This window comes from Arsenicicoccus sp. UBA7492, assembly GCF_002479615.1.
Lineage (GTDB): Bacteria > Actinomycetota > Actinomycetes > Actinomycetales > Dermatophilaceae > Arsenicicoccus > Arsenicicoccus bolidensis.
Map to the genome: position 1 here is coordinate 1 of NZ_DLOE01000063.1, position 11,476 is coordinate 11,476.

Here is an 11,476-nt window from a genome sequence, read left to right on the forward strand (position 1 = left end):
GGGACCAACCGGGCACCCCACGGGTCAGTTTCGGGTGCGTGCGGGCGTGGTGGGGGCTCAAGCTGTCCTGACGGGTCAGTTTCGGGCGGGTGCGGGGCCTGGCGAGGGCTCGAGCTGCCCTGACGGGTCAGTTTCGGGTGCGTGCGGGCGATGGTGGGCGCTAGGGCGGCCCTGACGGGTCAGTTTCGGGCGCTTCGCACCGGTATGCCGGAGGCCAGCTCCTGGGCCCAGACCCGGCACGCGGCCGGACCGGGGTGGAAGCCGTCCGCGGCGAGGTCGTCCGGCGTCATGGGCAGGTGCGAGACCGGGACGTGGGTCAGGCGATGACGGCGGGCCGCGTCGCGCAGGACCCCGTCGAGACGTCCCGCCGCCAGGCCGAGCAGGGACGCGACGGGGCGGGGGAGCAGCGGCATGGAGCGGGGCTCGGGCAGGCCGGAGATCACGATCGCGGCGTCGGGTGCGACTGCCCGGGTGCGGTTGACCAGGGCCTCCACGTCGCGGGCGAACCGCCCGGGGCGGTGGCCACGCAGCAGGTCGTTGACGCCGATGGCGATGACGACGACGTCGACGGGGGCGCGACCTGCCTCTGCCTCGGCCTCGAGGCGGGGCACGAGGTGCAGCGTGCAGTAGTCCGCCGTGGCGTCGTCCGCCGCGAGCGTCCGCCAGGCCACGTCGCGGCCCTCGCGGTCGGCCAGCACTTGCGCGAGCTGGGCCGCGAGGATCTGCGACGGCTCGTCGCAGCCGATGCCGAGAGCCGTCGACTCGCCGAGCACCACGAGCTGCACCAGCTGGCGAGCGTCACCGGCGCCATGGCTGACCCGGTCGACGCCGTCAGTGTCGACACCGGAGGCGCCGACATGGGCGGCGCCGACACCGGCAGCGCCCACTCCGTCGGCACCGGTGGCGCCGGTCGGGCGGGCGAGCCCGGACTCGGCGCCCTCGGGGGCGTGCAGCTTGGGAGCCCTGGCGGCGATGCCTCGGTGCAGGGCCCGCCGCACGGACGGGACGTCGATCTTGCGGGGCGCGATGGGGATCGGCATACGGCCATCCTCTCCCCACGACGGCCGTCGCGGGGAGGTCTGCGCCGAGGATCCGGCGCGCGGATCAGCGCGGGAGCGTGAACTGGCCGCGTCCGAGTGGCTCGACGAGGCCGTCCGTCACGAGCCCGTCGAGGCAGCGCATGCGCCGGACCTCGTCGTCGGGGCAGGCCGCCGCCAGGCCGGCGAGACCCACGGGGCCGTCGGCGGCGCGCAGCACCGCCAGCATCGCGCCGCGCACCTGCCGGTCGGTGCCCTCCCAGGCCTGTCCCTTGCGCGGCGGCCCGTCGTAGGCCGGCGAGCCCGCGAGCCGCCACGCGCACAGGTGAGCCACCGGGCAGTCCGGGCAGCGGGGGCTGCGGGCGGTGCAGACCAGGGCGCCGAGCTCCATGACGGCGACGTTCCAGACGCGGGCGACCGCGGGGTCGGCCGGGACGAGCGTCGCGGCCAGAGCCGTCTCGGCGCGGGTGAGGGCGGCGGCGGGCAGGGCTGCGCCGGTGACGGCCCGGGCCTCCACGCGACGGACGTTGGTGTCGACGACGACCGTGCGCTCCCCGTGCGCGAAGCACGCGACCGCCGCCGCCGTGTAGGTCCCGACGCCGGGGAGCGTGAGCAGCTCGGCCTCGGTCGCGGGCACCTCGCTCCCGTGCTGCTCGACGATGGCGACGGCGCTCTGGTGCAGGCGCAGCGCCCGACGCGGGTAGCCCAGCCGCCCCCACGCCCGCACAGCGTCACCGGCGGGGGCGAGCGCGAGGTCGCGGGGCGTGGGCCAGCGCTCCATCCACTCCAGCCAGACGGGCAGCACTCGCGCGACGGGGGTCTGCTGCAGCATCACCTCGGAGACGAGCACGCCCCAGGCGGAGCAGTCGTCGTGGCGCCACGGCAGGTCGCGGGCGTGGTCGGCATACCAGCCGAGGATCGGCTCGTGCAGGTCGCCGGGGGCACCGTGGTCGTCGCTCATGAGGTCGTATGCCGGGCCCGCCGTCGTCGCGGGCCGCCGTCAGGGGTCAGACGTAGCGCTCGAGGATGCTGGACTCGGCCAGGCGGGACAGGCCCTCGCGGACCGCACGGGCGCGGGACTCGCCGACGCCGTCGACGTCCATGAGGTCCTCGAGGCTGGCCGCGAGCAGCCGCTGCAGCGAGCCGAAGTGGTCGACGAGGCGGTCGACGATCGTGGCCGGCAGGCGCGGGATCTTGGACAGCAGGCGGAAGCCGATCGGGCTGACCGCCTGGTCGAGCACGTCGGCCGAGGCGGAGAAGCCCAGGGCGCGGGACACGATCTGCAGGTCGATGAGCTCGGGCGTGGTGAGACCGGCGAGCTCGGCCAGACCGTTCTGCACGGGGTGGTCGGCCGCGACCGCGGCCTCGTGCAGGTAGTCGCGGATGACGAGCTCGCGGTCGTTGCCGACGCCCTGGGTGAGCTCCTCGAGCTGCAGGGACAGCAGCCGGCCGTCGGTGCCGAGCTCGACGACGTAGTCCTCGATCTCCTCGCTGATGCGCCGGACCATCTCGAGGCGCTGCAGGACCGCCATGACGTCGCGGACCGTGACCAGGTCCTCGATCTCCAGCGCGGAGAGGGTGCCGGTGACCTCGTCGAGCCGGGCCTTGTAGCGGCCCAGCGTGGCGAGGGCCTGGTTGGCGTGCGACAGGATCGCGGAGGAGTTCTCGATGACGCGGCGCTGCCCGCCGACGTAGAGCGCGATGATCTGCATCGACTGGCTCACCGAGATGACGGGGTAGCCGGTCTGCTTGGCCACGCGCTCGGCGGTGCGGTGCCGCGTGCCGGACTCGCTGGTCTCGATCGAGGCGTCGGGCAGCAGCTGGGTGGCGGCCTTGACGATGCGGCTCAGGTCCTTGTTGACGACGATGGCGCCGTCCATCTTGGCCAGCTCGCGCAGGCGGGTCGCGGAGAACTCGATGTCGATGGGGAAGCCGCCGGTCGCGATCTGGTCGACGAGCTTGTCGTTGCCCAGCACGATCAGGGCGCCGGTGCGGCCGCGGAGGATGCGCTCGAGCCCGTCGCGCAGGTCGGTGCCGGGGGCCACGGCAGCGAGGGCGGTCAGCATCAGGTCGTCGTCCGGGCGGCCGTCCACGATCACTCCTCGTCGTCAGAGCCTGCGCCCGAGCCCGGTCGGTGCCCGCGCTCGATGCAGCGTGCGGCGGGGATCGCCTGCACTGCTCCCGCATCATCCTAACGGCGCAAGCGGCGTCGACGGGCGAACACGCGGGGTATCCGTCCGTCAGGTGGGGTCGTCCTCGTCACAGGTCGAGCGCGATCCCCACCGCCCGCCCCACGTGGGTGACCTCGAGCACCTGGATCCCGTCGGGCAGCTGGCCCTGGGCGCGGGTGCCCGCCGGCACGATGGCGCGCCGGAAGCCCAGTCGCGCTGCCTCCATCAGGCGGCGCTGCAGGCCGGTGCACTGGCGCACCTCGCCGGCCAGGCCCACCTCGCCGAAGGCGACCGTGCCGGAGGGGACGGGCTTCTCGAGGAGGGAGGACGCGATGGCGATCGCCACGGCCAGGTCGGCGGCGGGCTCGGTGAGGCGGGCGCCGCCGACGGTGGCGATGTAGGCGTCGTGCTTGTCGACGGGCTGGGCGGCGTGCTTGTGCAGGACGGCCAGGGTCATCGCTGTGCGGTTGTGGTCGACGCCGCTGGTCGTGCGCCTCGGGTTGGTCGCGGTGGTCTGGTCCATCAGCGCCTGCACCTCGCTGACCAGCGGTCGCCGGCCCTCAAGGGTGACGGTGACGCAGGTGCCGGGGACCTCGCTGTCGCGGCTGGAGAGGAAGAGCCCGCTGGGGTCGGCCAGGCCGACGATGCCCACGTCGGACAGGTCGAAGCAGCCGACCTCGTCCGTCGGTCCGTAGCGGTTCTTGACGGCGCGGACGAGCCGCAGCCGGCTGTGGCGCTCGCCCTCGAACTGCACCACCACGTCGACCAGGTGCTCCAGCACGCGGGGCCCGGCGATGGACCCGTCCTTGGTGACGTGCCCGACGAGCAGGGTGGCCATGTGCCGGCGCTTGGCGGCCGCGATGACGCTGGCGGCGACCTCGCGGACCTGCGACACGTTGCCCGCCGAGCCGTCGACCTCGACCGAGCTGATCGTCTGCACCGAGTCGACCACGAGCAGGTCGGGCTTGACCGCCTCGACCTGGCCGAGCAGCGTCGACAGGTCGGTCTCGGACGCCAGGTAGAGGCGGTCGGCGATGGCGCCGATCCGCTCGGCGCGCACGCGCACCTGGGCCGCGGACTCCTCGCCGCTGACGTAGAGCACGGTGCCGCCGGCCTGCGCGACCTGCGCCGCCACGTCGAGCAGCAGGGTGGACTTGCCGATGCCCGGCTCGCCCGCTACGAGCACCACGGCGCCCGCCACGAGTCCGCCGCCCAGCACCCGGTCGAACTCGCCGACCCCGGTCGAGCGGGCCTCGGCGCGTCGCGCGTCGACCTGGCCGATGGGCACCGCCGGCCGCTCCACGTGGGTCGCGGCGGCCGTGCGGATGGAGACGGCGCCGATCTCGCTCACGGACCCCCAGGCCTGGCACTCGCCGCACCGGCCCACCCACTTGGGCGTCGTCCAACCGCACTCGGAGCAGCGGTAGGTCGCCTTGGTGGTCTTGGTCGCGGGTCTGGCCATGGTCCCAACCTAGACGCGGGCACCGACACACCCCGTCAGGCCCACGCAGCGCGGGTCGCTAGAAGCGGCGCCACCAGACGTTGACCGCGTAGTCGACCTCGGTCCCGCCGTGCCGGGCCAGGATCCAGTCCGCCATCTGCGGCGTGAACTCCAGCCGCACCACGCGCTCCAGGTCGTCGCGCGACCGGTGCGACCACCGCATGTCGACGCGCTCGGCCGTCCAGCCCTGCCGCCGCCAGAAGCGCTCGACCGCGAGCGGGTCGTAGGTCGGCCACGCGCGCCGGAACCACGCGCCGAAGGTCGACCGCGTCGCGTCGTTGTCGATCACGAAAGCCGTTCCCCCGGGCCGGATCACGCGCTCCAGCTCGGCGAGGCCGGGCTCGCACCCGGCGCCGAAGAAGTAGGCCCAGCGCGCCTGCGCCACGTCGATCGACGCGTCCTGCAGCGGCAGCGCCTGGGCCCCGCCCTGCACCACCGACGCGTTGCGGATCCCCAGGCGGGACAACCGGTCTCGGGCCCGTATGACGAGCGGCCCGTGCGGCTCCACCCCCACCACGGCGGCCGCGGTCGCCGCGAGACCCGGCAGGTGATAGCCGGATCCGCACCCCACGTCGAGGACGGCGCAGCCCGCCCAGCCGGCCTCGCGCAGGACGGACCGCATCGCGCTCTCGATGGCGCCGTCCGGGTCCACGCCGGCGTTCTCGATCTCGTACGCGTCCGGGTCGTTCCAGATGTTGGGGGACGGGATCGCCTCAGCCGCAAGCCGATCCGCGGACGGTTCGACCCACCCGTCGCGGATGTCGTTGTCGGGCAAAGCCGCTCACCGACGCTTCTTGGTGACCGCGCCCTCGCCCTGGGCCTCCAGGGTGGCCGGGTGCACGAGCAGCGGCAGCAGCTTGCGGGCCCCGGTGGCGCGGGCCGCCTTGACGGCGGCGAGGTGCGCCTCGCACCGGATCACCAGCTCGTCGTACGCGAGATCGCCCATCAGCTCTCGCAGCTCGCCCTCGTTGGAGCGGTAGACGGGCTCGCGCCCGACGTGCGCCTCGGGGTTGCCGGAGCAGTACCAGTCGAGGTCGTGACCGCCGGGGCCCCAACCGCGGCGGTCGAACTCGCCGATGGAGATCTCGAGATAGCTGGTCTCGTCAGGCATCTCGACGGTGCGGTAGGACCGGCGGGTCGGCAGCTGCCAGCACACGTCGGGCTTGACCGTGTGCGGCGCCTCGCCGTGCTCGACGGCCCACTGGTGCAGCGAGCAGCCGTGTCCCCCAGGGAATCCCGGGCGGTTGAGGAAGACGCAGGCGCCGTCCACCACACGCGTCTTGAGCTCGCCGTCCTCCCGCTCGAGCCAGCCCTCGAGGGGCTCCTCGCCCTTGCGGGTGCCACGTGGCGTCGTGGACAGGCCGGTCGACCGGTGCTGCCAGCGCTCGGGCGGCATCCGCCGGGCGACGCGCCGCACCCGGGCGACGTCGTCGGCGTCGGTGAAGTGGGCGCCCAGCGTGCAGCAGCCGTCGTCGGGGCGCTCGGCATACACCCCGGCGCAGCCGTTGCCGTAGATGCAGGTCCACCGCGAGGTCAGCCAGGTCAGGTCGCACCGGACGCGCTGCTCCGCGTCGGCCGGATCGGTGAACTCGATCCAGACGCGGGGGATGTCGAGGGGGACTTCGGGCATCCCTCAAGCCTAGTGCCGCCGGCTCCCACTAGGCTCGCCCCCATGCGCCTCGGAGTCATCGACATCGGTTCCAACACGGTCCACATGCTCGTCGTCGACGCCCACTGGGGAGCCCGGCCGCTCCCGACCGTGAGCCACAAAATGGAGCTGCGGCTCTCGGAGCACACCGACGACCAGGGTCACATCGACGAGCAGGGCGTGCGGTCCCTCGAGCGCTTCGCGGGGGAGTGCCTGCGCATCGCCGAGGACCAGGGCGTCGAGCGCGTGATGGGCTTCGTGACCAGCGCGATCCGCGAGGCGGGCAACGGCGACGGCGTCCTGTCGATGGTGCGCGAGAGCACCGGGGCCGACCTGCAGATCCTCACCGGCGAGGAGGAGGCGCGGCTGACCTTCCTCGCGGTGCGGCGGTGGTTCGGCTGGTCCAGCGGCAAGCTGCTGATGGTCGACATCGGCGGCGGCTCGCTGGAGATCGCCTCGGGCATCGACGAGGACCCGGACGTGGCCATGTCCTTCGAGCTGGGGGCGGGCCGCGTGACCCGCACGATGCTCCAGGGCGACCCGCCGTCGACCGAGCAGGTCCGCGAGGCCCGCAAGCAGATCCGCGCCACCATCGCCCGCGGGATGCGCGAGCTGACCAAGGCCGGCGAGCCCGACCTCGCGGTGGGCACCTCCAAGACGATGCGCACCCTCGCCCGGGTCCTGGGCGCGGCCCCCGCCAGCGACGGCCTGCACGCCAAGCGGCACCTCGAGCGCGCCGCCCTCGCCGACCTGGTCCCACGCCTGGCCGGTATGCCGGCCGCCCACCGCGCGGCGCTGCAGGGCGTCTCCGCGGGCCGCTCCCACCAGCTGCTCGCCGGCGCGATGGTGGCCGAGGCGTCGATGGACCTGCTCGGCGTCGACCGTCTCGAGATCTGCCCGTGGGCGCTGCGCGAGGGCGTGATCCTCAACGAGCTGGACCTCATGCGCATGGAGTAGGCCCCGCGAGGCTAGGCTCGACGACGTGACCGCACACCAGCCAGCAGGGCCCTCCGTGCCGTCCCCCCTCGTCGCCCTCTCGACCTCGTCGGTCTATCCCGAGCGCGTCCGCGACGCCTTCCGGATCGCGTCCGACCTCGGCTACGACGCCGTCGAGGTGATGGTCTACACCGACCCGGTGTCGCAGGACGCCGCCGCGATCAACGACCTCGTGCAGCAACACCAGCTGCCGGTGGTGTCGATCCACGCCCCCACCCTCCTGCTCACGCAGCGGGTCATGCACTCGGCCCCCTGGCCCAAGATCGACATGTCCCTCGACCTGGCCCGGGCCGTCGGCTGCGACACCGTCGTGGTGCACCCGCCGTTCCGCTGGCAGCGCATCTACGCCCGCGAGTTCGTCGACGGCGTCGCGACCCGTGAGCACGACTCCGGCATCACCATCGCCGTCGAGAACATGTATCCCTGGCGCGCCGGCGAGCGTCTGGTGCAGGCCTACCTGCCGCACTGGGACCCCGTCGAGCAGCCCTACGACAACGTCACGCTGGACCTGTCGCACGCCGCCACCGCCCTCGAGGACTCGCTCGAGATGGCGCAGGCCCTCGGTGATCGGCTGCACCACGTGCACCTGACCGACGGCCTCGGCTCCGCGCTCGACGAGCACCTCGTCCCGGGGCGCGGCTCGCAGCCGGCCAAGGAATTGCTGCAGCACCTGGCCTCGACGGGGTTCGCGGGATCCGTCGTGGTCGAGGTCAGCACCCGCAAGGTCAGCGCCCACCAGCGCCGCGAGGACCTGGCCGAGTCCCTGGCCTTCGCGCGCCGCCACCTCGCGCGGCCCGAGCCCGTCGGTGGCCCTGCCCCCGACGGCGGCCCTGGCTCTGACGGCGGCGCCAACCCTGACGGCGGCGCCAACCCTGACGGCGGCGCATGAGCCCACGCGGACGGCGACCCGCGGGGGAGGACGCCCGGGCACAGATCGTCGAGGCGGCCCGGGCCGAGCTCGCCGCCAAGGGCTATGACGGCACCTCCCTGCGGGGCGTGGCGCGCGCGGCCGGCGTCGACCCCGCCCTGGTCCACCACTACTTCGACGGCAAGACCGCGGTGTTCGCGGCGGCCATGGAGGTGCCCTTCGACCCGCGCGTCGTGGTCGACCGCATCCTCGATGTGCCGGACGACCGGCTCGGGGAGTCCCTGGTGCGCGGCTTCCTCCACGTGTGGGACAACCCCGAGGGGCGCGAACGCATCGCGGCGCTGCTGCGGTCGGCGGCGACCCACGACGACCCGATGACCCTGCTCAGGCAGTTCCTCCTGCACGAGGTCTTCGGCCGGGTGGCGGCGCGCGTCGGCCCGCAGGACCTGGAGCGCCGGGCCGCGCTGGTGGCGACCCAGATGATCGGGCTGGCGTTCGCGCGCTACGTGGCAGGGCTGCCCGGTGTCGCCGACGCCGAGCCCGACGAGCTCGTGGCGGCGGTCGGTCCCGTCATACAGCGCTATCTCGATCTCTGACCCGACCCACCCTCATGCCCCCAGGGCGGGGGTTGTGGGGAGGCTGGCACAGGTCTAGATTTCATCACATGATGAAAAGACAGCGCGGACGGCACGAGGCGGGTGCGGTCGACCTCGACCCGGCACGCGTGCCCGCGCCCGCAGCGGCGGCGATCGACGTGCGTTCCCTCGTGGTCAGACGCGGCGCTCGCGAGGTCCTCCACGGCCTCGACCTCCAGGTGCCGGTCGGCCAGGTGGTCGGTCTGCTAGGCCCCTCCGGCGGCGGCAAGTCCACCCTCCTGCGTGCCGTCGTCGGGGTGCAGGTCACCCACGGCGGTGAGGTCCTGGTGCTGGGCCGCCCGGCCGGGTCCGCCGACCTGCGGCGCGAGGTCGGCTACACGACGCAGAGCCCGAGCGTCTACGACGACCTCTCGGTGACCGCCAACGTCACCTACTTCGCCCGCCTGCTCGGGGTCCGCGACGTCCAGGCCGAGGTGTCGCGCGTCCTCGAGCTCGTCGACCTGACCAGCCACGCGGACGACCTCACGCGGGCCCTGTCCGGTGGGCAGCGCAGCCGGGCGTCCCTGGCCTGCTCGCTCGTGGGGTCGCCGCGCCTGCTCGTCCTGGACGAGCCGACCGTCGGGCTGGACCCGGTGCTGCGCCGCAGCCTGTGGGACCTGTTCCACCGCCTGGCCGACGACGGGACGACGCTGCTCGTCTCCAGCCACGTCATGGACGAGGCGGCGCGCTGCGACCGGCTCGTCCTGGTCCGGGAGGGGCGCGTCCTCGCCGACTCGACCTATCCCGAGCTGCTCGCCGCCACCGGCGCCGACGATGCCGAGCAGGCCTTCCTCACCCTCATCGACCGTTCGGACGCAGACGGCCCAGCGGATGGAGGCTCCCGATGAACCCCCGACTCATGCTCGTCACGGCCGGGCGGATCCTGGCCCAGATCCGCTCCGACCGGCGCACCGTCGCCCTCCTGCTCGTGGTGCCCTGCGTCCTGCTCGGCCTCCTGGCCTGGGTGTATGACGGGACGCCCGTCTTCGACCGGGTCGGTCCTGCCCTGCTCGGCGTATTCCCCTTCGTGGTGATGTTCATCGTCACGAGCGTCACGACCCTGCGGGAGCGCTCGTCGGGCACGCTCGAGCGCCTCTTCACCACGCCCCTCGGCAAGGGCGACCTGCTGGGCGGCTACGCCCTGGCGTTCGGGGTGTTCGCGCTGCTGCAGGCGCTGGTCGCCACGGCCTGGGCGGTGTGGGTGTGCGGCCTGGACGTCCGCGGCTCGCTCGGGCTGCTGGTGCTGGTCGCCGTCGTCGACGCGGTCCTCGGGTGCACCTTCGGGCTGTTCGTGAGCGCGTTCGCGACCACGGAGTTCCAGGCCGTGCAGTTCATGCCGGCGTTCGTGCTGCCGCAGTTCCTGCTGTGCGGGCTGCTCACGCCGCGCGACGCCATGCCGGGCGTGCTGAGCGGCCTCAGCGACGTGCTGCCCCTCAGCTATGCCGTGGACGCGATGACGGCGGTGGCCACGCAGGCCGACGCCGCCGCCGACGTGTGGCGCGACGTCGCCGTGATGGCGGGGTTCGTGGTGGCGGCGATCGCGCTGGGGGCCGCGACCCTGCGCCGCCGGACGCCGTGACCACCGAGGACGGTCTAGCCTGGGGCTCACCACCTGATCCCTGCGCGGAAGGCGCCACCATGATCCTGGAGCTCGGTGACGCCCTGCGCGCCTCCTCCCTGCGGCTCGCCCGCATCGGACGCGTGCAGTCGGTGATCGAGGAGTCGCCGGGCACGCGCGACATCCTGGCCCGCTTCATCGCCGGGGACAGCACGCAGTCGGCGCTCGGCGCGGCCCGCGACCTCATGGAGACCGGCCGCGCGGTGACCGTGTCCTACCTCGGGCCGGACGCCGACTCGCGCGCCCGCAGCGACGCCACCGTGGACGAGTACGAACGGCTCGTCGCCGAGGCCGTCTCCCGGGGGCTCGTCGGTGACCACCGCCTCGAGCTCAGCGTCCGTCCCGCCGCGTTCGGTCGCCTGGACCAGGCCACCGGCCGGTCCCTCGCCCTCGCCCAGCTGCGGCGCGTGTGCCGGGCCGCGCACAACGCCGGCCTGGACGTGACCCTCGACATGGAGGGCTTCGAGACGGTCGAGCCGACCCTGGAGCTGCTCCGCGAGCTGCGGCAGGACTTCCCCGGCGTGGGGATCGCCCTGCAGGCGGCCCTGCGGCGCACCGAGCAGGACTGCCGCGACCTCGCTGCCGAAGGTGTCCGGGTCCGGCTGGTCAAGGGCGCCTACAAGCTCGACGAGCGCCGCTCCTTCGACGCGGTGGAGGACGTCGACCGGTCCTACGTCCGGTGCCTGCGGATCCTGATGGAGGGGGTCGGATACCCCATGGTCGCCACCCACGACCCGCGCATGACCTCGATCGCGGCCGCCCTCGCCCGGTCCTACGACAAGGGGCCCGAGCACTTCGAGTACCAGATGTACCTCGGCATCCGCCCCCTCGAGCAGACCGCGATCGCCGACCGCGGCGATCGCATGCGCGTGTACGTCGCCTACGGCCCCGCCTGGTACTCCTACCTCGTGCGCCGCGTCGCCGAGCGCCCCACCAACGTCACGTTCTTCGTGCGCTCGCTGCTCTCGCGCCGCTGATCACCTGGCCTCTCCGCGCCCCGCG

At 73.6% G+C, this 11,476-nt stretch carries 12 protein-coding genes; 6 read left to right on the forward strand and 6 right to left on the reverse strand.

Features of this window, described 5'->3' with window-relative positions:
* Window positions 1–179: 179 nt before the first annotated feature.
* The 6 genes from B4E97_RS18450 to B4E97_RS18475 all read right to left on the reverse strand — a co-directional run bounded on the left by B4E97_RS18450 (window position 180) and on the right by B4E97_RS18475 (window position 6,339).
* The gene (locus B4E97_RS18450; RefSeq protein ID WP_286961161.1) at window positions 180–1,040 is read right to left on the reverse strand and encodes an SGNH/GDSL hydrolase family protein; all 861 of its coding nucleotides are present in this window, start codon (window positions 1,038–1,040) and stop codon (window positions 180–182) included.
* A 64-nt stretch (window positions 1,041–1,104) separates the two neighbouring features.
* Window positions 1,105–1,998 (reverse strand): A/G-specific adenine glycosylase, encoded by an 894-nt coding sequence (locus tag B4E97_RS18455; RefSeq protein WP_286961162.1) that lies wholly within the window; start codon window positions 1,996–1,998, stop codon window positions 1,105–1,107.
* A 46-nt stretch (window positions 1,999–2,044) separates the two neighbouring features.
* Window positions 2,045–3,103, reverse strand: a complete 1,059-nt coding sequence (gene disA, locus B4E97_RS18460) for a DNA integrity scanning diadenylate cyclase DisA (RefSeq protein ID WP_239262308.1) — start codon at window positions 3,101–3,103, stop codon at window positions 2,045–2,047.
* 193 nt (window positions 3,104–3,296) lie between these two features.
* On the reverse strand, window positions 3,297–4,670 hold the full coding sequence (gene radA, locus B4E97_RS18465) for a DNA repair protein RadA (protein ID WP_019286484.1): 1,374 nt from the start codon (window positions 4,668–4,670) through the stop codon (window positions 3,297–3,299).
* 58 nt (window positions 4,671–4,728) lie between these two features.
* Window positions 4,729–5,484: a class I SAM-dependent methyltransferase gene (locus tag B4E97_RS18470; RefSeq protein ID WP_286961164.1), complete on the reverse strand. Its 756-nt coding sequence runs from the start codon at window positions 5,482–5,484 to the stop codon at window positions 4,729–4,731.
* Between the two features lie 6 nt (window positions 5,485–5,490).
* On the reverse strand, window positions 5,491–6,339 hold the full coding sequence (locus B4E97_RS18475; protein WP_286961165.1) for a hypothetical protein: 849 nt from the start codon (window positions 6,337–6,339) through the stop codon (window positions 5,491–5,493).
* 42 nt (window positions 6,340–6,381) lie between these two features.
* Here B4E97_RS18475 and B4E97_RS18480 point away from each other — a divergent pair, with 42 nt between their 5' ends.
* The 6 genes from B4E97_RS18480 to B4E97_RS18505 all read left to right on the forward strand — a co-directional run bounded on the left by B4E97_RS18480 (window position 6,382) and on the right by B4E97_RS18505 (window position 11,451).
* Window positions 6,382–7,314: a Ppx/GppA phosphatase family protein gene (locus B4E97_RS18480; RefSeq protein ID WP_286961167.1), complete on the forward strand. Its 933-nt coding sequence runs from the start codon at window positions 6,382–6,384 to the stop codon at window positions 7,312–7,314.
* A 25-nt stretch (window positions 7,315–7,339) separates the two neighbouring features.
* A complete protein-coding gene (locus tag B4E97_RS18485; protein ID WP_286961169.1) occupies window positions 7,340–8,242 on the forward strand; it encodes a sugar phosphate isomerase/epimerase family protein in 903 nt (300 codons plus the stop codon).
* A complete protein-coding gene (locus B4E97_RS18490; protein ID WP_019286478.1) occupies window positions 8,239–8,817 on the forward strand; it encodes a TetR/AcrR family transcriptional regulator in 579 nt (192 codons plus the stop codon). The genes B4E97_RS18485 and B4E97_RS18490 overlap by 4 nt, the downstream gene beginning before the upstream one ends.
* 68 nt (window positions 8,818–8,885) lie before the next feature.
* Complete coding sequence (locus B4E97_RS18495; protein ID WP_029212739.1) at window positions 8,886–9,704, forward strand: ABC transporter ATP-binding protein; 819 nt, start codon at window positions 8,886–8,888, stop codon at window positions 9,702–9,704.
* Window positions 9,701–10,435, forward strand: coding sequence for an ABC transporter permease (locus B4E97_RS18500; protein ID WP_019286476.1), 735 nt, complete (start codon window positions 9,701–9,703; stop codon window positions 10,433–10,435). Before B4E97_RS18495 ends, B4E97_RS18500 begins: the two co-directional genes overlap by 4 nt.
* A 59-nt stretch (window positions 10,436–10,494) precedes the next feature.
* Complete coding sequence (locus B4E97_RS18505; RefSeq protein ID WP_034254121.1) at window positions 10,495–11,451, forward strand: proline dehydrogenase family protein; 957 nt, start codon at window positions 10,495–10,497, stop codon at window positions 11,449–11,451.
* The last annotated feature ends 25 nt before the right edge of the window (window positions 11,452–11,476 follow it).